The sequence below is a fragment of the Bacillota bacterium genome, from assembly GCA_024653485.1.
Classification (GTDB): domain Bacteria; phylum Bacillota; class SHA-98; order UBA4971; family UBA4971; genus UBA6256.
In genome coordinates this window covers 24,577-44,956 of sequence record JANLFY010000018.1, presented here as the reverse complement: position 1 = coordinate 44,956, position 20,380 = coordinate 24,577, and the positions used below count along the sequence as shown (strand labels likewise).

Genomic DNA, 20,380 nt, shown 5'->3' with positions numbered 1-20,380 from the left:
TCTATCTCCTTCTCGGCATGGGCCGCCTTTGGCGCCTCCGTGAAGTAGTGCTCTCCCAGTATCGAAAGTCACCTCCCACTCCGTGGTGCATGACCCGAGCGAGGACGGGCATGCGCGCCTTGAAGCGCATCGCTTTGACGCGCCTTTCTACGGCATCGATGAACTCTGGGCTGAACCCCTGGGCAACAAGATCCGGCTTCTTCCGCCGTTCATCGATCATGAGGTACAGCAGCTTGTCGACATCGTCATAGGTGAAGCCGAGTTCACCCTCGTCGGTCTGTCCGACCCAGAGATCGGCGCTGGGCGGCTTGGCGATGATCCCCGCAGGCACACCGAGGTGACGCGCGAGTGCGCGCACTTGCGTCTTGTAAAGGTCGCCTATGGGGTCGAAGGCAAACGCGAGGTCGCCGTGAAGGGTGCCGTAGCCGAGAAGGAGTTCTGTCTTATTGCTCGTTCCCGCAACTATCCCACGTTTCGCCGCGGAAAGGTCGTAGATGGCGGCCATCCTCTCACGCGCTATCCTGTTGCCCCGTCTGAGCCTGTCCACGCACGGATCTGCCTCGGGTGGCAAAGCCGCGAAGTAGGCATCCACTGGCCCGGAGATGTCCATGACGCAGTAATCTATTCCCAGGATGGCTGCTACCTGCTTCGCGTCGGCCAGGCTCGCAGGGTCCGACGTACGATAAGGCAACATCGCACCGAACACGTTCTCCGGCCCGATGGCCTGAACACACAGGTACAGGACTACGGAGGAATCCAACCCCCCGGACAGGTTGATGACCACCTTCTTGTACCCTGTGAGAGCCACTTGGACCTGCACAAACTCAACTAGGGCAGCTTGGACTTCCTCGAGATCCAGTTCAAGCCCTGGGACATTGATCGACCCGTACTGCATCGCCCATCTTCTGCCTCCCTCGAGAAGGACGTTCCCTATGGTCACGTCCCACACTGAACACCCGGCGAGCCACCACCCGCGCCCCCTGCCGCCAGCTCTCGCGCGTGCGCTTGGAGCCGCCCGGGCTCGTCAGCGCTCCAGATCGGCGGATCCACTTGCCACTTGCCATTCGCCGTTAGTGTGCGCCGCTAGTGTGCCCGCCGTGCGCGCCTATCTGCCCGCGAACTTCGGCTTGCGCTTCTCGAGGAACGCTTGCACCCCCTCCCGCATGTCTTCCGTGGCGCATGCGTCCCCGAACAGCCTAGCTTCCATGTCCAGGCTGTCCTCTAAGCGGGCGTCAGCCCCTTCGTTCACCATGGTCTTCGCCAGCCTTACGGCAATCGGAGCCTTCGAAGCCATGGTGCGCGCAAGCTCGATGCAGACTTGCATGAGATCGGAGTGAGGCACTACCCTGTTGACGAGGCCGATGGCGAGCGCCCTGTGAGCGTCTATTGTCCCCCCGGTGAAGAGGAGTTCCTTCGCGGCGGCCGGCCCCACCAATCTCGGGAGGCGTATCGTGCCTCCATAACCCGGAATGAGCCCCAGGTTGACCTCAGGCTGGCCGAACGTCGCGGCATCCGACGCTATCCGCACATCGCACGCCATTGCGAGCTCGCACCCGCCGCCGAGGCACGCGCCGTTCACCGCGGCGATGACCGGACGGGGGAAGGACGAGATGCGATTCATCACTGCATGGCCTCTCCGGGACATCTCGATCGCCGCCTCACGCGTAAGCCCGGGAAACTCTCGAACGTCCGCCCCTGCGGCGAAGGCGCGGTCGCCCGCGCCCGTGACTATGACGACTTTCAAAGCTTCGTCGAGTGTGAGCCGCGAAAACATCCGGTCAAGTTCATCCACCGTCCGAAGGTCCAACGCGTTCACGGGAGGCCGGTCGATGGTAACGATCGCTATACCCTCTTCCCTGCCGGACCGGGTCAACTTGACGCACTCTCCCTCCACAGCCGCCACCTCCTGGCGCAAGCGTCTCCGCAGCCTCAGCATCGGATCTCGTTTACCCCTTCCGTCTCGCGATCTCCCGAATGGGCGCCAGCCAGACCAAGCCCACCTCGGTCTCGACGGCACACGCGAGTGCGAAGGTCCCGTCAGGCACGACGAAGGCGAATTTCCCCGACACGGTCCGGCCGGGGTTTATCTGTCGCATCCACAGGGATTCCTGCCGGTTCACATAATAAACGCTCGTGCTGCTGGGCTGGAACACCCGTCCCCATCTGTCGACGAGCCGCAGGTCCTGACAGAGGATGAAGACTCGAGAGTGGTTCACGATCTCCATGTCTACCACGAGGAGATCCGGCCCCCAGAACTCAGCGCTCCTCACGGTCACCTGCAAAGTGCGCCGAAGGCACAGGAGATCGAGGACGACCCTGGCACGCTCCAGAAGCTCGCGTGCCCCCGGAAGCAGCGCGGGGTTTCGGGCCACGACGAGCCCCGCCGCTGCGCACGCGGCGATGAGCCAAATCGCGATCGTGACGAGAGCTCTCCGTCGCTGTCTGGCCTTCCGAGGCACGTACCTTCGCAACCCGTTCCCTCCAGAGCCGTCAGCCTGCACTTTGTGTATAGTTCGGGGCATGGCCCGCATTTCCTTCATCTCACTGACATCTCGCCGACTCCGCGAGGACGTCGCCGGCTTGCCAGCAAGGTCCCGCCTCGCCAGGCGACTTTCTCCCCCAGCCCTGCCTAGCCCTGCCATCACTCGTGGCCAGCGAAACTCCATAGAGCCAGAGGACCGGTCTCCTCCCGCCGTTGGCGTGGAGGGACCGGTCCTCATCTGCAACCCAATGTCACTGAGTCTCGTCGCGGGAGCGACGGCGTCCTATCTCTTGGAGTACTGCGGTGCCTTACGCGCTTTCTTGAGGCCGTACTTGCGCCGCTCTTTCATGCGCGGGTCTCGGGTGAGAAGCCCGGCCACTTTCAGAGTCGAGCGCAGATCAGGGTTCACCGACAGGAGCGCCCTGGCGATACCGTGCGTGACTGCTCCCGCCTGTCCTGTAGGGCCTCCGCCCTCGACCTTGGCTACCACGTCGTACTTTCCGGCGGTTTCAGTAACCGCGAACGGCCGCCTCACGAGTATCTCTAGGATCTTGCGGCCAAAGTACTCGGAAACGGGTTTTCCGTTGACAACGATCTCCCCGCGGCCCGGTCTCAACTGGACCCTCGCCACGGAACACTTGCGCCTGCCGGTCGCGAGCACGGCCGATGAGTTTCCGATCTCCGCTAGTGCCATGCCTTACCCCCCTTTCGTGCCTACGCCATGGCCCCTCATCACTATTCCTCGATGTCAAGGGGTTTCGGCTTCTGCGCGGCGTGCGGGTGCTCAGCGCCGCGGTACACCTTGAGCTTCCTTCGAAGCGAACGGCCGAGCCGGTTGTGCGGAAGCATCCCCATCACGGCATGTTCTATGACGACCTCGGGTTTCTTCGAGATCATCACTTCGTACGGAACGGCCCGAAGCCCCCCAGGATAGCCGCTGTGCGTGTAGTAGATCTTGTCTTGCGCCTTGCTGCCGGTGACCTTGACCTTCTCAGCGTTGATGACGATCACGTGATCGCCTGTGTCGAGGCTCGGAGTGTATGTGGGCTTGTGTTTGCCCCGTAGGATCTCTGCAACCTGGCTCGCGAGCCTGCCGAGGGTCTTCCCCTCAGCGTCGACCACGTACCACTCTCCGCCCTGTGCGTCGGGCCTGGGCCCAGTGCCAGCCATAAGAAACCCACCTCACAACCCTTTGACCTGATACTCCTATACTACGAACGAGCCTTGTCACGCGTAGCGAAAACGGCCAGATAAGCCAAATGCGGGCCTCAAGCCCCAAAGCGTATTCTAATATAGCCTCGTCAGCGTGTCAAGAACGAACCCCCGCCGAGTCGAACCCCGCCGATCCGCCGACCGCCTGCACGCTATGCCCGCGACGCCATCCGTCGCCCCCGTAGTCCACCTGAACCAAGCACAAACCCTTTGCGGGAGCGGTAGGTCCGGCGAGGCGCCTATCACGCGCGTCCCGGATCCGCTCCACGTCGGCGGGAGACAGCTTCCCCGCGCCCACCAGCAGCAGAGTCCCCACGATTATCCGCACCATGTTGTAGAGAAACCCGTCGGCCTCGACCGTAAGCCTGACAAGGCCCCCCTCGGACTCGAGCGAGCACCGTCTTACCTCCCGCGTGAACGTCTTCGCCCCTCCGCCGGAGGCCGCGAACGATCGGAAGTCGTGCCGTCCCACTATGTGCCGGCTCGCTTCGCTCATCGCCTCGAGGTCAAGGTCAAGCGGGACGTGGTAAGCGTAGTTCCGGAGGAATACCGAAGGGACCGCCCTTGTGTCAAGGGTGTACTCATACGTTTTCCCGCGCGCGTCGTAACGCGCGTGGAACTCCCAAGGTACCTCCTCCGCGCTGAGCACCCTGATGTCGGCCGGGAGCACACTGTTGAGCGCTGGGACAAACCTCTCCACGGGCATCCTCGCGCCCGTTCTGAAGTTCACTACTTGGCCGCGAGCGTGCACCCCCGCGTCGGTTCGTCCCGCCCCAACGACGCTCACGGGCGCCTTGATGATGACGGCAGCCGCCCTTTCCAGCTCAGCCTGGATGGTCCGAAGGCCGTCCTGGCGCTGGAAGCCGCAGTACGCGGTGCCGTCATACTCGAGAATGAGCTTGACATTCCTCATGGCTGCGCTCTCCGCCTCTGTGCTAGAGGTACACCGCCACCGCAACCAGGACGGCCGACGATCCTACGGCCGCCAGCACGTCCTTCATCCCGATGTGAAGCTGCTTCATTCTCGTGCGTCCTTGGCCTCCCTTGTAGCATCTGGCTTCCATAGCCATGGCGAGCTCATCCGCCCGTCGGAACGCGCTCACGAAAAGGGGCACGAGGAGCGGCACCAGGTTCTTCGCTCTCTGCAGGACGTTGCCGGTCTCGAAGTCGGCTCCCCTCGCCATCTGGGCCTTCATGATCTTGTCCGTCTCCTCGAGAAGAGTGGGGATGAACCTCAACGCGATCGTCATCATCATAGCGAGCTCGTGCGCAGGTATTCCCAACACCCTTGCCGGCGAGAGGAGGCTCTCGATGCCGTCCGTGAGCTGAATTGGCGACGTGCTGAGAGTCAGGATGGACGTGGCTAGGACGAGCAGCACCAGTCTCATGGACATAGCGAACCCTCTGAACGCTCCCTCATACGTCGCCACGAGAGGCCCCATCCTGAAGAGAACGCGGCCTTCGTTCATGAAGAGGTGCAGACCGAACGTGAGCACGAGGATGAAGGCTAGCGGCCTCACACCCCGCAGTACGTACCTCACCGGAAGTCGGGCGAGGAGCACCGTGCCAAGAATGAGGAGGAGCATCAGACCGTAGCCCTCCATGGTCTGCACCATGAACAGGGCGGTGATGGCGACCAGTGTGATTAGTATCTTCACCCTGGGATCGACGTTGTGTACCGGCGAATCGCCAGGTATGTACTGCCCGATGGTCACGTTACCGAGCACGACCTTCACCCCTCAGCAGCCTCAGGAGCTCCTCCTTGGCCTCTCCCACCGTCAGGACGTCTGTCTTCACGTCCTTGCCGCGCCTCACGAGCTCATGCATGAGTTCCGTCACTTGCGGAACCCCGAGACCGACATCTGTCAGGAGATTCTTCATTCGGAAGACCTCTCGTACGGACCCGTCGGCCGCCACCCTCCCCTTGTGCATCACTACAAGCCTCTTGGCGAGTCTCGCAACGTCCTCCATGCTATGGGACACCAGCACGACTGTGTATTCGAATTCCTCGTGCAACCTCGCGAGTTCCCTAAGCAACTCGTCCCTGCCCCGTGGATCCAGCCCTGACACGGGCTCGTCCAGAACGAGCACGGATGGCTCCATGGCCAGTACTCCCGCTATCGCGACGCGCCTCATTTCACCGCCCGAGAGCTCGAATGGTGACCGGTCCTTGACAGCCTGGAAGTCAAGGCCCACCATCTCCAAAGCCCGTCTCACACGCTCTGCGACCTCGTCATCGCCCAGGCCCATGTTCCTGGGGCCGAAGGCGACATCGGCAAACACGCTCTCCTCGAACAGCTGGTGCTCAGGGTACTGGAACACCAAACCAACCCGCTGGCGAATGTCCCTGAGACGTACGTCCTTCCCCCATATGTCCACGCCGTCGACCAGCACGCGTCCGCGTGAGGGTCTAAGCAGCCCGTTGAAATGCTGGATCAGCGTCGACTTTCCCGAACCCGTCTCCCCAATTATGCCGATGAACTCCCCGTCGCCGATTTCCAGGTTTACGTCCTCGAGAGCCGGCCGGGCGAAAGGCGTGCCCGGATTGTACGTGAAGCAAAGGTTTTCCACTCTTATGGCCACGGCGCTACTTCACCCGCCCCCGGACCGTGTCGCGGCGACACGACCCTCGCGGCCGCTCGTGCGACCTTCTCCGGTTCGTCGGCTCGCGGTGCAACCCCCCGCACGTGCCACTCGTGTCCCAGGCGAGCACCTCTCCTCAGATTCTTGACGCGGGTCGCCCTCACCGTCAGCACCCGTGATTGCGTCGGCGAACTCCTCCACGGTGAGGATGTCAGGGGCAAGGCCCGCTCCTTCCTTGTTCAGCTCGTACGCGAGTTCCGTCACCTGCGGCACGTCCAAGTGCAACGCCCTCAGAGTCTCAACCTGGGCGAACACCCGGCGTGGGCTGCCTTCGAGGACGATCCGCCCGGCTTCCATCACTATCACGCGGTCAGCCTGAACAGCCTCGTTCATGAAGTGGGTAATGAGGACGATGGTGATACCCTCTTCCCTGTTCAGTCTGGTGATGGTTCCCAGGACCTCTCGCCTTCCCGACGGATCGAGCATGGCAGTAGGCTCGTCAAGCACGATGCACTCAGGCCTCATTGCGACCACGCCGGCGATGGCGACGCGCTGCTTCTGCCCCCCGGACAGGAGATGCGGAGGGTGCCGCGTGTAGTCAACCATGTCGACGCACTCAAGCGCCTCCCGGACGCGACGCCGGATCTCCGCTGGAGGTACACCCAGGTTCTCAGGGCCGAAAGCCACGTCTTCCTCGACAGTGGTGGCCACTATCTGGTTGTCGGGGTTCTGGAACACCATGCCCACGGTCTGACGGATCCTCCAGAGGTTACGCGGATCGCTCGTTCTCATTCCTTTGACAGTCACAACCCCTGAGGTCGGCAGAAGAAGGGCGTTGAAGTGCTTCGCAAGAGTCGACTTGCCGGACCCGTTGTGGCCGATTATGGCCACGAACTCCCCTGGCGATATGGCAAGGTTTACGCCCCCAAGCGCAGGGTTCCTCCTGTCTTCGGTAGGTCCGTATTCGTACACTAGGTTCTCAGCGGTGATCATCTCCATCAAGGAGACGCCCCCTAAAACCCACAAAAAGTGCGCAATCGCGCACTCTTGCAGGAAGAGATGGCTCGTTTGCCCCGCCCCTCAACGACAACCGCTCGGCACAGCCCGGCGCGGGTCCGCCCGCGCGCGGGGTTCGACCGCAACGGCCGGACTACACGAGCTCGACTATGACCTCCGGCGCGGCGTCTCCTCGACGCTCTCCGAGCTTCACAGTTCGAACGTAGCCACCCTGACGATCCCTGTAACGCGGCGCAATCGTATCAAACAGCTTCTTCGTCACGGTGTCGCTCCTTACGTACCCCGCCACCAGCCTTCGGGCGTGAAGATCGCCTCTCTTGGCCAGTGTGATCAGCTTCTCGGCGACGGGCTCGAGCTGCCTCGCCTTGCCCTCGGTCGTCCGAATGCGCTCATGCTCAAACAGTGATGTAATGATGCTGCGAAGCATCGCCTTCCTATGGGCGCTCGTGCGCCCAAGTTTCGCCTGGTTCATGACGAGATCCCTCCCGGACCAGAGCGCCAATACGCTCTTAGGGTCTTGTTCCGTTCGACTCTGGGTTTCAGTCCTCCTGGTCTTCCGATGGACGGAGGGAAAGACCGAGGTTCGCTAGCTTGCCCTTGACTTCCTCGAGCGACTTCTTTCCGAGGTTCCTGACCTTCATCATGTCTTCCTCGGTCTTTCTGATGAGTTCCTGCACGGTATTTATGCCGGCCCTCTTCAGGCAGTTGTATGAGCGCACCGAGAGGTCCAGCTCCTCGATTGGCATGTCCAGGATCTTGTCCTTCTCATCCTCAGCCTTCTCCACCATCATCTCTACCCGATCGGCAGTCTCCGTGAGACTCGTGAAGAGCGCCAAATGGCTCGAGATGATCCTCGCTGCGAGACTCGTGGCCTCCTTGGGCGATATGCTTCCGTCCGTCCAGACCTCGAGGATGAGCCTATCGTAGTCCGTGACCTGACCGACTCGCGTGTTCTCCACCTGGTAGTTTACCTTGCGGACAGGAGTGAAGATGGAGTCCATGGGGATAACGCCGATCACCGGCTCAGTCCTGCGCTTTTCAGCCGGGACGTATCCTCTGCCTTTCTCGATGGTTATCTCGGCGAAAAGCCGGCCGTCCTTGTCGAGCGTTGCGATGTGGAGTTCCGGGTTTAGGATCTCCACGTCAGGATCGGCAATGATGTCCGCTGCCCTGACCTCCCCTTCGCCCTGAGCTTCGATCCTCACGATCTTCGGTCCGTCTGAATGCAGCTTGACCAGAAGTCCCTTGAGATTCAGAAGTATGTCTATGGTGTCCTCCACCACCCCCGGTATCACGGAGAACTCGTGGAGGACGCCCTCTATCTTCACAGAAGTGACCGCGGCCCCCGGGAGGGACGATAGGAGAACCCTCCGAAGGGCATTCCCCAGGGTTATGCCGTAGCCCCTTTCGAGGGGCTCGACCACGAACTTGCCGTACTCTTCGGTGGCCTCCTGACACTCGATTCTGGGCTTCTCAATCTCGATCATCCGCAACTCTCCCTTCTGGCTTGTGCGGACCGCGCACCGTTTGCCACTAGCCTTCTGTCATGCGGCACACCGTCGTAGGTCGACGCACGACCACCTTCATCTGGAGTAGAGCTCGACGATCATGTGTTCCTGTACCGGAACGTCGATCTGATCTCTTGTGGGCAGGCTGAGAACGGTTGCGCTCAAGCCGTCTGCGTGGAGGGACAGCCACGCGGGCACTGTGCGCTCCCCGGCCGACTCCGCAGCCATCTTGAACCGCGTGAGCTCGCGGCTCCCTTCGCGAACGGACACGACATCGTGCGGCTTGACGAGATACGACGGAATGTTGACTTTCTCGCCGTTCACAGCCATGTGGCCGTGCCTCACCATCTGCCGCGCCTCCGCCCTTGAGGCCGCCAGCCCCATCCGGTACACGATGTTATCGAGCCGGGACTCGAGTATCTGGAGGAGCGCCTCGCCCGTGACGCCCCGTTTCCTGGAGGCCATCTCGAAGTAGCGTTCGAACTGCCTCTCGAGAACCCCGTATATGCGACGCAGTTTCTGCTTCTCGCGTAGCTGAACCGCGTACTCCGACATCTTCTTTCGGCCCTGCCCGTGCTCCCCGGGCGCGTACGGCCTCTTGTCAACTGCGCACTTATCGCTATAGCACCTGTCACCTTTCAGGTATAGCTTCAACCCTTCACGCCGGCACAGCCTGCACACGGACTCTGTGTACCTGGCCATTCAGCCCTCACCTCCTGAAATTGTCCGCCCATCCGTTCAGTCCTATCATACCCTTCTGCGCTTCGGCGGCCGGCACCCGTTGTGAGGAATCGGAGTCACGTCGCGGATCATGCTCACCTCAAGGCCGGTGGCCTGTAGCGACCTGATGGCCGCCTCCCTGCCGGATCCTGGCCCCTTCACCAGCACCTCCACCTGGCGCATGCCGTGATCCATGGCCGCCCGAGCGGCCGCCTCGGCCGCCATCTGCGCGGCGAAGGGGGTCCCTTTCCTGGAGCCTTTGAAGCCCTGCTTGCCGGCGCTCGACCATGAGATCACTCCGCCCTGCGGGTCCGTTATCGTGACGATGGTATTGTTAAACGTCGATCGGATGTGCGCAACTCCGCTTTCGACGTTCTTGCGCTCACGCCGTTTCACTCTCGTGGTTTTCCTGGGCACGCCTCATGCCCTCCTTTCTCACTTGGATCTCCTCACGCCCACGGTCTTCCTGGGACCTTTCCGTGTCCTGGCGTTGGTCCTGGTACGCTGACCTCTGACGGGTAAGCCCCTGCGGTGCCGCAGGCCTCTGTACGTGCCGATATCTATGAGCCTCTTGATGTTCCCCGCTTGCTCCGAGCGCAGCTCACCTTCGACCTTGTACTCTTTGTCTATGACCTCGCGTAGACGCGTGATCTCTTCCTCTGTGAGGTCACGGACCCTCGTATCGGGATTTACACCGGTCTTCTCCAGAATCTGCTGAGAAGTCGTAAGACCCAGCCCGTATATATAAGTCAGGGCTATCTCGATCCTCTTGTCCCGTGGAAGGTCCACACCCGCAATCCTAGCCATTCTCTCATCTCACCTCCAGCCTAGCCCTGCCGCTGCTTGTGCTTGGGATTCTCGCAAATGATCCGAAGGACGCCCTTGCGTCTCACTATCTTGCACTTGTCGCATATCTTCTTGACCGATGGCCGGACTTTCATGCAAACTCCCCCTTGACGTTCCCGGTTCGCGGCGCGCGATTTCCCGCTTCCACGCCCCGCCTCCAGGAGATGGCCCACACGCCTCATTTGAACCTGTATGTGATCCTGCCCCGGGTGAGATCGTAGGGCGACAGCTCAACGCTCACCCTGTCTCCGGGCAGGATGCGAATGAAGTTCATACGCATCTTGCCTGAGACGTGAGCAAGTACCCTGTGCCCATTCTCGAGTTCGACCCGGAACATCGCGTTGGGCAGCGCCTCGATGACGGTTCCCTCGACCTCGATGGCATCCTTCTTACTCATGAGACCAGTCCGCCTTCCCGCAGGAATCATCTTCAGCTGACCTCAAAGCTTCCCGGACCTCCTCGTCGGTGACGCGCGCGCCCACCAGGACCTTCGCCCCGACGCCACTATCCACCTTGCGGGTCCACATGAGATGGCGCACGTTCTTCTTCTTGGGATTGGACACCCTCCGATAGGTCCCGTCAACGACGGCAACGAACGTATCGTCGATGACGCGCACCACGATGTACCGTCTTCCTCTGTCCCTTCCGGCGATCGACACGACAACCTGACCCGGTCGCATCTCCACTTTCGCACCGACCTCCCACACACCTAGAGAGCGGTCAATATCTCAGGCCCGTCTGACGTCACCGCCACGGTGTGCTCGAAGTGGGCTGACAGCGATCCATCGCGCGTAACCACCGTCCAGTTGTCGTCAAGCGTCAAGACATCATGGCTTCCCGCGTTGACCATGGGCTCTATCGCAAGCGTGGCCCCGGGCCTGAGCTCAGGTCCCGGATCGTTCCGCACCACGAAATTGGGGATCCTGGGCTCCTCGTGAACGCTACGTCCGATACCGTGGCCAGCGAGCGCCCTGACGACGGAAAAGCCGTTCGCCTCCACATGCTCCTGGATCGCCCTGGATATGTCGACCACGCGTTTCCCCGGGCAGGCTTGCTGGATACCTTGGTAAAGCGACTCCTCAGTGACACGGAGGAGGCGCACAGTCTCGTCAGGAACCTCTCCCACCGCAAACGTTGCGGCACAGTCCCCGTGTAGGCCGTCCACCATGGCCCCAACGTCTACGCTGACGATATCTCCCTCGCGCAGTCGCCGGCCTCCCGGGATGCCGTGCACGACTTCGTCGTTCACTGAGACGCACGCGCTTGCAGGAAAACCATACAAGCCCTTGAAGGATGGCACCGCCCCGCAACCCCTGATGTAAGCCTCGGCAAACCTATCGATCTCGCCGGTTGTGAGGCCGGGCTTGATCAGGCCGGCCAGCTCCTTGAGGAGCCTTGCGAGCACCCGCCCTGCCTTCCTCATGCTGGCTATCTCTACGGGTGTCTTACGAATCACCATCGGAGACACTTTCTTCAACAGCATTGCCTTCTTCAATTGCCGATATGATCGACTGGGTGACCTCGTCGATGCCTCGCTCGCCATCAACCGACACGAGAACGCCCTTGTCCCGATAGAAATCCTTCACCGGCGCGGTCTCAGCTGCAAACACCTTGAGCCGTTCCCTCACCGTCTCCTCACGGTCATCATCTCGCTGGTATAGCTCCCCGCCACACTTGGGACACTTCCCCGGCTCAGATGGCGGATTGAACTGCATGTGGTACACGGCCCCACATCGCTTGCACTGCCTACGCCCGGATAGCCTGCGCACAAGCGTTTCCGTTCCAGCCTCGATGCTTACGGCGGCGTCAAGCCTCGCTCCGAGGTCCCGCAACACGCCCTCGAGCGCCCGAGCCTGCACGAGGTTCCTCGGAAACCCGTCCAGGATGAAGCCTGACGAAACGTCCGAGCGGCTGAGCCTCTCCCTCACGAGCTCGATGGTGACCTCGTCCGGGACCAGCTTGCCGGCGTCCATGTATTTCCGGGCCTCCAAGCCAAGGGGCGTCTTTTGTGAGAGCGCCTCCCGGAACATCTCGCCTGTGGAGACCTGGAGGACCCGGAATCGCGACCCGAGCCGAGCCGCCTGCGTTCCTTTGCCGACCCCAGGCGGCCCCAGTAACACAAGGCGCATAGCAAACTGCCTCCTCCAGCTCCTCCGGCCTACTTCATGAACCCCTCGTACTGTCTCATGAGCAGGTTCGCTTCGATCTGCTTCATCGTGTCGAGCGCTACGCCCACCACTATGAGCAGGGCCGTGCCCCCGAAAGAGATGGTGCTGAGACGCGTGATGCTCGTCATGACGTTCGGCAGGACGGCGATCACCGCGAGGAACAGCCCGCCGACCAAAGTTATCCTCGTCAGCACCCGGTCGAGGTACTCAGCCGTAGGCCTTCCCGGCCGAAGTCCGGGAATGAATCCTCCATACTTCTTCATGTTGTTCGCGACTTCAGTCACGTTGAAGGTTATCGCCGTGTAGAAGTAAGTGAACACCACCACTAGCACCGCATAGATCGCCATGTACGACACGCTGTCGCCTCGGAGCCAATCCACCAGGAACGCGAGCCTCGGAACGAACTGGGCAATGGTGAGAGGGAACGTCAACAGCGACGAAGCAAGGATGACCGGTATCACCCCAGCCTGGTTCACGCGCAGGGGAATGTGGGTTGTCTGCCCGCCGTAAACCCGCCTTCCGACGACCCTCTTCGCGTACTGAACGGGAATCCTCCTAGCACCCAGCGTGATCCAGATGACGCCGACAACCGAGGCGAGCCCGAGCACTAGGAACAGCACAACGTTGAGCGGGCTGATACCGCCCCTGCCGATGCTGATCGCCGTAGTATGCGCGCCGGCCGGAAGCCTCGCTATGATGCCGGTGAAGATTATGAGCGAAATCCCGTTTCCGAGGCCATGCTCGGAGATCTTCTCGCCAAGCCACATCAGGAACGAAGTGCCAGCTGTCAAAGTGACCACGATGAGAAGCACGGGGAGGATGCCGGGATCCTCAACCGCACCCCGTATTCCTACGGTGATGCCAAGTGCCTGTATGACACCCAGCACAACCGTGCCGTAGCGGGTCCACTGAGCGATCTTGCGCCTTCCCTCGACGCCTTCCTTCGACAGCTCCTCCAGACTCGGAATGACGAGCGCAAGGAGCTGCAGTATTATGGAGGCTGTGATGTACGGGTTCACGCCCATCGCGAACACCGTGAACCTCTGCAGCGCTCCACCGGAGAAGAGGTCGAGGAACTGGAAAAGACTCGTCTCGCCATATGTCTCGATCAGCCTGGCCACATTGACGCCCGGGACCGGGATGAACGAGCCGATCCTGAACACCGCAAGCAGAAGCGCGGTATAGAGGATCTTCTTTCTCAGGTCCGGAATCCTGAAGGCGCTCGCAAGTGCTCCCAGCAACCTATATCACCTCTGCTTTGCCGCCCGCTTGCTCTATCTTCTCCCGCGCCGAGCGTGTGAAGGCGTGGGCCTTCACGACGAGCGGTCGAGTTATCTCCCCGTCGCCCAGTATCTTCACGCGGGCGCCAGCTCGCTTTATTATACCAGACTTCCTCAGGTCATCGGGCGAGACTTGCGACCCTTCCTCGAATGCGCTCAGAGAGGAGAGCTTGACCTCGGTGAAGTCTTCCCTGAAACGGCTGGTAAAGCCCCTCTTCGGGACTCTCCTGACGAGCGGCATCTGGCCGCCCTCAAACATTGCGCCCTTCGCGCCTCCGGAGCGCGCCTTCTGACCCTTGTGTCCCCTTCCGGCAGTCTTGCCGTGACCGCTTCCGATCCCCCTGCCCACCCTCTTCAGGTGATGACGGGCGCCTTCGGGCGGGGCGAGTTCTTCGAGCCTCACATCTGCCACCCCCTTACCCCGTGACTTCCTCCACGTCGACCAGGTGGTCGACTCTTCGCACCATACCACGGACTTGAGGATTGTCCGGGAGGACGACGGCCTTGTTCAGCCTCGTGAGGCCGAGAGCTCGCACTGTCGCCCTCTGGACTTTCGGAACCCCAATCGTGCTGTGTATCAGCGTGATCTTCAACATCTTCGCAGCCTTGCCCACGTCGTTTGCCCCCAAGGACACCCGATCCACCCCCCAAGTTTCATCAAAGCAGATCCGACACGGACTTTCCACGCAACCGAGCCACGTCCTCGGCCTTTCTCAAAGACTTGAGGCCTTTCACGGTGGCGCCCACCATGTTGAAGGGATTGGATGATCCGAGGGACTTGGTCAGGATGTCCTTCACGCCGGCAAGCTCCAAGACCGCCCTGACGGGACCTCCGGCTATCACGCCCGTGCCGGGTGCCGCGGGCTTCAGGAGGACTCTGCCCGCGCCGAACTCACCTGTGATCTCGTGAGGAATGGTCGTCCCCACGACCGGGACGTCAAACATGTTCTTGCGCGCCTCTTCGACGCCCTTTCGGATCGCCTCCGAGACCTCCGACGCCTTTCCGATACCCGTGCCTACGTGCCCGTTCTCGTCACCCACCACGACCAGAGCGCGAAAGCTCCGGGTGCGACCGCCCTTGGTTGTCTTGGCTACCGGGTCAATGCTGACAACCTTCTCTTTGAGCTCTTGGCTCTCAAACTCCATCATCGTCTTTCACCAACTCCCCCGGACGCTAGAACTCGAGTCCGCTTTCGCGCGCGCCCTCGGCCACCGCGGCAACCCTGCCGTGAAACAGGTTGCCCCCGCGGTCGAACACCACCCTCTTGATGCCCTTGGCCTGCGCCCGTTGACCGACGATCTTTCCGACCAGCCGCGCGGCCTCCACGTTGCCCCCGTTCTTGACCTGAGCCTTCACCTCGGGGTCAAGGCTCGATGCAAACGCGAGGGTGGTGCCCGCCTCATCGTTGATGATCTGGGCGTAGACGTGCCTCAGAGTTCTCGCTACTGACAGCCTGGGCACCTCGGACGTGCCGGACACCTTCTTCCTGATCCGCAGGTGCCGCCTGGCCCGCGCGACCTTCCTATCCTTGCGTTTGAACATAGCTCATCCCCACCTCCCGTGCTCCGAGCCTACTTCTTCCCGCCTGCAGCCGCCTTGCCAGCCTTGCCCGCTTTCCTGCGGATGTGTTCGCCCTCATACATGATACCCTTTCCTTTGTACGGCTCAGGCGGTCGCACCGCACGAATATTCGCGGCGGTCTGGCCAACGAGTTCCTTGTCTATCCCCTTCACCACGATCTTCGTGGGAAGCGGGACCTCGATCTCAAGGCCTTCGACCGGTTCCACCTCGACGGGATGGGAAAACCCCATGCTCAGCACGAGTTTCCTGCCTTGTTTGGCGGCCTTGTACCCGGTTCCCGCAATGACGAGCGACTTCTCATAACCTTCCGTGACGCCCTTGACCATATTGGCCACAAGCGTCCGCGTCAGACCGTGCAGCGCCCTGTGTTGCTTATCGTCACTGGGCCGTTCGACCACGATCTTGTCGCCCTGAAGGGAAACCTTCACATCCCGGGAGACGTCCCTCTGCAGCTTCCCTTTGGGACCCTTGACAACCACGGTGTTCCCCGAGATCTCAACCTCAACGCCTTTCGGCACTGGAATCGGCATCTTCCCAATCCGGGACATCGTTTCACCCCCTCAGAACCTGCCCAGGAGCCTTCCGGCGCCACCTTGCGCAGATGTCACCCGTTGTCTGGGGCACGCACGCAGGTCCGCCGGGCTCGGCTCACCAGACATAGCAGATGACTTCGCCACCCACGCCCTCTTTGCGGGCCCTCTTATCCGCCATGATCCCCTTGGGCGTCGAGATGACGGCGATCCCCAGACCACCCAGGACCCGGGGAAGCTCATCCTTCCCCGCGTAAACCCGCAGTCCGGGCTTGCTTATCCTCTTCAGGCCCGTTATGACCTTCTGCTTGTTGGGACCGAACTTGAGGTAGATGCGAAGCATTCCTTGCTTGCCGTCGCCTATGACCTCAAAGTCCCTGATGAATCCCTCTTCCTTGAGGATCTTCGCAATTTCGCGTTTCACCCGCGAGGAGGGGACTTCAACGACGTCCCGTGCCACGGTATTGGCATTCCGGATCCTCGTCAGCATGTCAGCAATGGGGTCCGTCGTTACCATTCACATCGACCTCCTCCACTTGCAGGCCTGCCCGCCGCACCATTCACCAGCTCGCCTTCGTCACTCCAGGGATCTCTCCCCGAAGAGCGAGCCTGCGGAAACAGATCCTGCACATGTCGAACTTCCGCATGTACGCCCTCGGCCGTCCACATATGGGGCATCTGTGATACGCCCTGACGCGGAACTTCTGCGGCCGCTTTTGCTTCTCTATCAGGCTTTTCTTGGCCAAAGCCATCCCTCCACTGAAGTACTGGAGCCGGGCCCACCCGGGCTCGCCCTCGCCTTCGCGTTGTGACGGCACCGATCGGCCGCACGTCGCACCTCCCGAAGGCGCCGCAGCCAGCCCGCCCGCCACGACCCAGGCCTACTTCCTGAAAGGCATCCCCATGGCTCTCAGGAGCTCGAATGCCTCTTCGTCGGTCCTTGCCGTCGTGACGATGGTGATGTCCATGCCCCTTATCTTGTCGACCTTGTCGTAAACGATCTCCGGAAAGATCAGCTGCTCCTTGATCCCCAGGGAGTAGTTCCCCCTGCCGTCAAACCCATCGGGCGAGACCCCTCGAAAGTCGCGAATCCTGGGAAGGGCCACGTTGAACAGCTTGTCGAGGAAGTGGTACATCCTCTCCCCCCGGAGAGTTACCTTGCACCCGATGGGAACCCCCGCCCTCAGCTTGAAGGCAGCTATCGATCTCTTTGCCCGCGTCACGAGGGGCTTCTGCCCCGATATCGCCGTGAGATCGGCCACGGCTGAGTCGAGCATCTTGGGATCCGCGACAGCGTCGCTGACGCCCATGTTCACGACGACCCTGTCGATCTTGGGGATCTGCATGACGCTCTTGTACCCGAACTTCTCGCGGAGGGCAGGTGCAACTTCTTTGAGGTATTTCTCCTTGAGCCGCGCCGCCACTTGCCGTCACCCCCGATGTCCTACTTGTCTATCTCTCGCCCGCACTCCTTGCACACTCGAACGTGCTCGCCGTCCTCAGCGGTGCGCCTCGCCACCCGCGCGGGTCTGCTGCACTTGGGGCAGACCACCATGACCTTCGCCAGGGGCACCGGCTCCGCCTTCTGGATGACGCCGCCCTGAGGGACGAGGCGTGTCGGCTTGGTGTGGCGCTTCACCACGTTGACACCCTCCACCAGCACGCGTCCTTCCGCTGGAAGCACCCGCAAGACCTTGCCCTTCTTGTCCTTGTCCTTTCCTGACAGGACGATGACCATGTCGCCCTTCTTCACATGAGGTTTCATCCGGCTCAAAACGCCCGCCTCCTTGTGGCTCTACAGCACTTCAGGGGCGAGAGAGACTATCTTCATGAAGTCCCTATCCCGCAGCTCTCTCGCAACGGGACCGAAGATTCTGGTGCCCCTGGGATTGTTCTGATCGTTGATGATCACCGCGGCGTTCTCGTCGAACTTGATGTACGATCCGTCCGGGCGCGGGATCTCCTTCTTCGTCCGGACTATCACCGCCCTCACGACCTCGCCTTTCTTGACCACGCCCCCGGGCGCGGCCTCCTTGACACTCGCTATGATGACGTCGCCTATGCCGGCGAATCTCCTGTTGCCTCCGCCAAGCACCCGTATGCACATGATCTTCTTGCCGCCGGTGTTGTCCGCAACGGACAGCATAGTCTGCGGTTGAATCATCTCGCCCACCTCCTCGACAAAAGGCGCCCGAAGCGCCAAGCAGGGGTCCCCACCGCCCGCTCTGCTGCTACTTCGCCTTCTCGACGATCTCAACAACGCGCCATCTCTTGCGCTTGCTGAGAGGCCTGGTCTCCATGAGACGCACCTTGTCGCCGACTTTCGCGTTGTTCTCCTCGTCGTGGGCCATGAGTTTCGTGGTCCTCTTCAACGTCCGCTTGTAGAGCGGATGCCTGACAGTCCTCTCCACGGCGACCACAACGGTCTTATCCATTCTATCACTGACGACGGTGCCCACGCGACTCTTGCGCATACCCCGGTCAATCACAAAGCAACCCTCCTTATGCCTGGTTGATGCCAAGCTCCCGCTCGCGCAGGACCGTCTTGACCTGCGCTATCGTCCTGCGGACCTCGCGCATGCGCATGGGATTATCGAGTTGACCGGTGGCAACCTGAAACCGAAGGTTAAAAAGCTCCTCTTTCAGCGACTCGAGCTTACGCTGGAGCTCCTCGCTGGTGAGGTCACGGATGTCCTTAACCTTCACTTGCCTCACCACCTACTTCTTCTCGCTTGACGAACTTGGTCTTTATGGGAAGCTTGAACCCGGCGAGTCGCATCGCCTCACGCGCCACTTCCTCCGGGACTCCCGCGATCTCGAACATAATCCTCCCCGGCTTCACCACAGCTACCCAGTACTCAGGATTGCCCTTTCCACTCCCCATGCGCGTCTCGGCGGGTTTCTTCGTAACGGGCTTGTCGGGAAAGATCTTGATCCAGACCTTGCCGCCCCTCTTGATGTACCTGGTCATGGCGATCCTTGCAGCCTCTATCTGCCGGTCGGTGATCCAGCCGGGTTCGAGGGCTTGAAGGCCGTATTCCCCGAGGAAGAGCTCAGACCCACGCACGGCCTTTCCCGTCATCCTCCCTCGCTGAACCTTTCGGTGCTTGACTCTCTTCGGCTGAAGCATGTTCACCGACTCCCTTCGCCGGCGGCCTTCTCCTTCTCAGGAAGCACGTCGCCTTTGTATATCCACACCTTGACACCGATCCTGCCGTAAGTGGTGTGCGCCTCGGCGAATCCGTAATCTATGTCCGCCCTCAGCGTGTGAAGGGGGATCTTACCCTCGCTATAACCTTCGGTACGCGCGATCTCCGCCCCCGCCAGCCGGCCGCCGACCTTCACCTTCATGCCCTGGGCTCCCATCTTCATGGCTCTCGCCATGGCCTGCTTCATCGCCCGGCGGAAGGAGATCCTCTTCTCGATCTGGGCCGCGATGTTCTCCGCCACGAGCTGCGCGTCGATCTCCGGGTTCTTCACCTCGACGATGTTCACCGACACGTGCTTGCCAGTGATAGCCTCGAGATCGCGCCTGAGCTGCTCCACCTCCTGACCGCCCCTTCCGATGACCATGCCAGGGCGCGCAGTGTGGATGTTCACCTTCACGCGCGTGGCCGCCCGCTCTATCTCCACCCGCGAGACCCCCGCATTGAAGAACCTGGTCTTCACGAACTGCCTGATCTCGCGGTCCTCGTGAACCAGCTCACGATAGGCTTTCTTGTCGTACCATTTCGCGGGCCAGTCTTTGATTATCCCGAGACGCATGCCAAGGGGATGAACCTTGTGACCCACTAGTCATCCCTCCTTCTCTTTCAGAACTACCGTGATGTGGCTTGTGCGCTTCATGATCCGCACCGGGATCCCACGCATCCTCGGCCGCCACCGTTTCATGGTGGGCCCTTCGTCGACTCTGGCCTCCGCCACGTAGAGGTCGTCCTTGTTCATCTCAAAGTTGTGTTCCGCGTTGGCCATGGCGGATTTCAGGACCTTGGTTATGAGCCGTGCGCCCTTCTTCGGAGTGAACCTGAGAATCGCCATGGCGTCCTTGGCGCTCTTTCCCTTTATCAGGTCCATGACCTGCCTCGCCTTTCTCGGCGCTATCCTGACGTAACGTGCAACCGCGCGAGCTTCCATGCTAGCCATCCCCTCCAGACCTCGACAGGCACCCTACTTGAGCGCCGTGGACCTTTCGGTGTGGGCGCCGTGCCCGCGGAAGGTCCTCGTCGGAGCAAACTCCCCCAGCTTGTGCCCGACCATGTCCTCGGTGATGTAGATCGGCACATGCCTGCGGCCGTCGTGGACCGCGATAGTGTGGCCCACCATCTCGGGGAAGATGGTTGAGGCTCTCGACCACGTCTTTATGACTTCCTTGTGCCCCTTCTCGTTAAACGCGCGCACCTTCGCAAGCAGCTTCTCGTTTACGTAGGGGCCCTTCTTGAGCGACCGTGACAT

Annotated in this window: 35 protein-coding genes and 1 pseudogene; all 36 read right to left on the bottom strand. The window is 61.2% G+C overall.

Annotated features, from left to right (window positions below):
* Position 1: 1 nt before the first annotated feature.
* The 36 genes and pseudogenes from NUW12_11850 to rpsS all read right to left on the bottom strand — a co-directional run bounded on the left by NUW12_11850 (position 2) and on the right by rpsS (position 20,380).
* Entirely contained in the window at positions 2–895 is an 894-nt protein-coding gene (locus tag NUW12_11850; GenBank protein MCR4403441.1) for an NAD+ synthase, read from the bottom strand.
* A gap of 210 nt (positions 896–1,105) precedes the next feature.
* Positions 1,106–1,894: an enoyl-CoA hydratase-related protein gene (locus NUW12_11845; protein MCR4403440.1), complete on the bottom strand. Its 789-nt coding sequence runs from the start codon at positions 1,892–1,894 to the stop codon at positions 1,106–1,108.
* 52 nt (positions 1,895–1,946) lie between these two features.
* A complete protein-coding gene (locus NUW12_11840; protein ID MCR4403439.1) occupies positions 1,947–2,471 on the bottom strand; it encodes a DUF4352 domain-containing protein in 525 nt (174 codons plus the stop codon).
* 294 nt (positions 2,472–2,765) lie between these two features.
* Positions 2,766–3,176, bottom strand: coding sequence for a 30S ribosomal protein S9 (rpsI, locus tag NUW12_11835; GenBank protein MCR4403438.1), 411 nt, complete (start codon positions 3,174–3,176; stop codon positions 2,766–2,768).
* Between the two features lie 41 nt (positions 3,177–3,217).
* A complete protein-coding gene (gene rplM / locus NUW12_11830) occupies positions 3,218–3,652 on the bottom strand; it encodes a 50S ribosomal protein L13 (GenBank protein ID MCR4403437.1) in 435 nt (144 codons plus the stop codon).
* A gap of 139 nt (positions 3,653–3,791) precedes the next feature.
* Positions 3,792–4,607: a tRNA pseudouridine(38-40) synthase TruA gene (gene truA, locus NUW12_11825; GenBank protein MCR4403436.1), complete on the bottom strand. Its 816-nt coding sequence runs from the start codon at positions 4,605–4,607 to the stop codon at positions 3,792–3,794.
* Positions 4,608–4,629: 22 nt separating this feature from the next.
* The gene (locus tag NUW12_11820) at positions 4,630–5,421 is read right to left on the bottom strand and encodes an energy-coupling factor transporter transmembrane protein EcfT (GenBank protein MCR4403435.1); all 792 of its coding nucleotides are present in this window, start codon (positions 5,419–5,421) and stop codon (positions 4,630–4,632) included.
* Positions 5,411–6,277: an energy-coupling factor transporter ATPase gene (locus NUW12_11815; protein MCR4403434.1), complete on the bottom strand. Its 867-nt coding sequence runs from the start codon at positions 6,275–6,277 to the stop codon at positions 5,411–5,413. The genes NUW12_11820 and NUW12_11815 overlap by 11 nt, the downstream gene beginning before the upstream one ends.
* A 177-nt stretch (positions 6,278–6,454) precedes the next feature.
* Positions 6,455–7,279: pseudogene (locus NUW12_11810) on the bottom strand (energy-coupling factor transporter ATPase).
* Between the two features lie 148 nt (positions 7,280–7,427).
* Positions 7,428–7,766, bottom strand: a complete 339-nt coding sequence (gene rplQ, locus NUW12_11805) for a 50S ribosomal protein L17 (protein ID MCR4403433.1) — start codon at positions 7,764–7,766, stop codon at positions 7,428–7,430.
* Positions 7,767–7,833: 67 nt separating this feature from the next.
* Positions 7,834–8,781 (bottom strand): DNA-directed RNA polymerase subunit alpha, encoded by a 948-nt coding sequence (locus NUW12_11800; protein ID MCR4403432.1) that lies wholly within the window; start codon positions 8,779–8,781, stop codon positions 7,834–7,836.
* Positions 8,782–8,877: 96 nt separating this feature from the next.
* Positions 8,878–9,504 (bottom strand): 30S ribosomal protein S4, encoded by a 627-nt coding sequence (gene rpsD, locus NUW12_11795; protein MCR4403431.1) that lies wholly within the window; start codon positions 9,502–9,504, stop codon positions 8,878–8,880.
* 45 nt (positions 9,505–9,549) lie between these two features.
* Positions 9,550–9,939: a 30S ribosomal protein S11 gene (rpsK, locus tag NUW12_11790; protein MCR4403430.1), complete on the bottom strand. Its 390-nt coding sequence runs from the start codon at positions 9,937–9,939 to the stop codon at positions 9,550–9,552.
* Positions 9,940–9,957: 18 nt separating this feature from the next.
* Positions 9,958–10,329, bottom strand: coding sequence for a 30S ribosomal protein S13 (gene rpsM / locus NUW12_11785; GenBank protein ID MCR4403429.1), 372 nt, complete (start codon positions 10,327–10,329; stop codon positions 9,958–9,960).
* 20 nt (positions 10,330–10,349) lie between these two features.
* Positions 10,350–10,463 (bottom strand): 50S ribosomal protein L36, encoded by a 114-nt coding sequence (rpmJ, locus tag NUW12_11780; protein ID MCR4403428.1) that lies wholly within the window; start codon positions 10,461–10,463, stop codon positions 10,350–10,352.
* An 83-nt stretch (positions 10,464–10,546) separates the two neighbouring features.
* On the bottom strand, positions 10,547–10,765 hold the full coding sequence (gene infA / locus NUW12_11775) for a translation initiation factor IF-1 (GenBank protein ID MCR4403427.1): 219 nt from the start codon (positions 10,763–10,765) through the stop codon (positions 10,547–10,549).
* Positions 10,758–11,048: a KOW domain-containing RNA-binding protein gene (locus tag NUW12_11770; protein MCR4403426.1), complete on the bottom strand. Its 291-nt coding sequence runs from the start codon at positions 11,046–11,048 to the stop codon at positions 10,758–10,760. The genes infA and NUW12_11770 overlap by 8 nt, the downstream gene beginning before the upstream one ends.
* Positions 11,049–11,077: 29 nt before the next feature.
* Entirely contained in the window at positions 11,078–11,827 is a 750-nt protein-coding gene (gene map, locus NUW12_11765; GenBank protein MCR4403425.1) for a type I methionyl aminopeptidase, read from the bottom strand.
* Positions 11,814–12,497 carry an adenylate kinase gene (locus NUW12_11760; GenBank protein MCR4403424.1) on the bottom strand — a complete coding sequence of 228 codons (684 nt, stop codon included), beginning with the start codon at positions 12,495–12,497 and terminating at the stop codon, positions 11,814–11,816. The genes map and NUW12_11760 overlap by 14 nt, the downstream gene beginning before the upstream one ends.
* A gap of 29 nt (positions 12,498–12,526) precedes the next feature.
* Complete coding sequence (gene secY, locus NUW12_11755; protein MCR4403423.1) at positions 12,527–13,777, bottom strand: preprotein translocase subunit SecY; 1,251 nt, start codon at positions 13,775–13,777, stop codon at positions 12,527–12,529.
* Between the two features lies 1 nt (position 13,778).
* Positions 13,779–14,219 carry a 50S ribosomal protein L15 gene (gene rplO, locus NUW12_11750; GenBank protein MCR4403422.1) on the bottom strand — a complete coding sequence of 147 codons (441 nt, stop codon included), beginning with the start codon at positions 14,217–14,219 and terminating at the stop codon, positions 13,779–13,781.
* 13 nt (positions 14,220–14,232) lie between these two features.
* Positions 14,233–14,412 carry a 50S ribosomal protein L30 gene (rpmD, locus tag NUW12_11745; GenBank protein ID MCR4403421.1) on the bottom strand — a complete coding sequence of 60 codons (180 nt, stop codon included), beginning with the start codon at positions 14,410–14,412 and terminating at the stop codon, positions 14,233–14,235.
* Between the two features lie 61 nt (positions 14,413–14,473).
* A complete protein-coding gene (rpsE, locus tag NUW12_11740) occupies positions 14,474–14,965 on the bottom strand; it encodes a 30S ribosomal protein S5 (protein ID MCR4403420.1) in 492 nt (163 codons plus the stop codon).
* Between the two features lie 25 nt (positions 14,966–14,990).
* Positions 14,991–15,359, bottom strand: a complete 369-nt coding sequence (gene rplR, locus NUW12_11735; protein MCR4403419.1) for a 50S ribosomal protein L18 — start codon at positions 15,357–15,359, stop codon at positions 14,991–14,993.
* Positions 15,360–15,388: 29 nt separating this feature from the next.
* On the bottom strand, positions 15,389–15,946 hold the full coding sequence (gene rplF / locus NUW12_11730; GenBank protein ID MCR4403418.1) for a 50S ribosomal protein L6: 558 nt from the start codon (positions 15,944–15,946) through the stop codon (positions 15,389–15,391).
* Positions 15,947–16,046: 100 nt separating this feature from the next.
* Complete coding sequence (gene rpsH / locus NUW12_11725) at positions 16,047–16,445, bottom strand: 30S ribosomal protein S8 (GenBank protein MCR4403417.1); 399 nt, start codon at positions 16,443–16,445, stop codon at positions 16,047–16,049.
* Positions 16,446–16,488: 43 nt separating this feature from the next.
* Positions 16,489–16,674, bottom strand: coding sequence for a type Z 30S ribosomal protein S14 (locus NUW12_11720; GenBank protein ID MCR4403416.1), 186 nt, complete (start codon positions 16,672–16,674; stop codon positions 16,489–16,491).
* Positions 16,675–16,809: 135 nt separating this feature from the next.
* Positions 16,810–17,352, bottom strand: a complete 543-nt coding sequence (gene rplE, locus NUW12_11715; GenBank protein MCR4403415.1) for a 50S ribosomal protein L5 — start codon at positions 17,350–17,352, stop codon at positions 16,810–16,812.
* Positions 17,353–17,372: 20 nt separating this feature from the next.
* Positions 17,373–17,693, bottom strand: a complete 321-nt coding sequence (gene rplX / locus NUW12_11710; GenBank protein ID MCR4403414.1) for a 50S ribosomal protein L24 — start codon at positions 17,691–17,693, stop codon at positions 17,373–17,375.
* Between the two features lie 30 nt (positions 17,694–17,723).
* Positions 17,724–18,092, bottom strand: a complete 369-nt coding sequence (gene rplN / locus NUW12_11705) for a 50S ribosomal protein L14 (protein MCR4403413.1) — start codon at positions 18,090–18,092, stop codon at positions 17,724–17,726.
* Between the two features lie 67 nt (positions 18,093–18,159).
* Positions 18,160–18,402 carry a 30S ribosomal protein S17 gene (gene rpsQ, locus NUW12_11700; GenBank protein ID MCR4403412.1) on the bottom strand — a complete coding sequence of 81 codons (243 nt, stop codon included), beginning with the start codon at positions 18,400–18,402 and terminating at the stop codon, positions 18,160–18,162.
* A 28-nt stretch (positions 18,403–18,430) separates the two neighbouring features.
* Positions 18,431–18,634: a 50S ribosomal protein L29 gene (gene rpmC, locus NUW12_11695; GenBank protein ID MCR4403411.1), complete on the bottom strand. Its 204-nt coding sequence runs from the start codon at positions 18,632–18,634 to the stop codon at positions 18,431–18,433.
* Positions 18,624–19,058 (bottom strand): 50S ribosomal protein L16, encoded by a 435-nt coding sequence (gene rplP / locus NUW12_11690; protein ID MCR4403410.1) that lies wholly within the window; start codon positions 19,056–19,058, stop codon positions 18,624–18,626. The genes rpmC and rplP overlap by 11 nt, the downstream gene beginning before the upstream one ends.
* 2 nt (positions 19,059–19,060) lie before the next feature.
* The gene (rpsC, locus tag NUW12_11685) at positions 19,061–19,720 is read right to left on the bottom strand and encodes a 30S ribosomal protein S3 (GenBank protein ID MCR4403409.1); all 660 of its coding nucleotides are present in this window, start codon (positions 19,718–19,720) and stop codon (positions 19,061–19,063) included.
* A 3-nt stretch (positions 19,721–19,723) separates the two neighbouring features.
* The gene (rplV, locus tag NUW12_11680) at positions 19,724–20,062 is read right to left on the bottom strand and encodes a 50S ribosomal protein L22 (protein MCR4403408.1); all 339 of its coding nucleotides are present in this window, start codon (positions 20,060–20,062) and stop codon (positions 19,724–19,726) included.
* Positions 20,063–20,095: 33 nt separating this feature from the next.
* Positions 20,096–20,380 carry a 30S ribosomal protein S19 gene (rpsS, locus tag NUW12_11675; GenBank protein ID MCR4403407.1) on the bottom strand — a complete coding sequence of 95 codons (285 nt, stop codon included), beginning with the start codon at positions 20,378–20,380 and terminating at the stop codon, positions 20,096–20,098.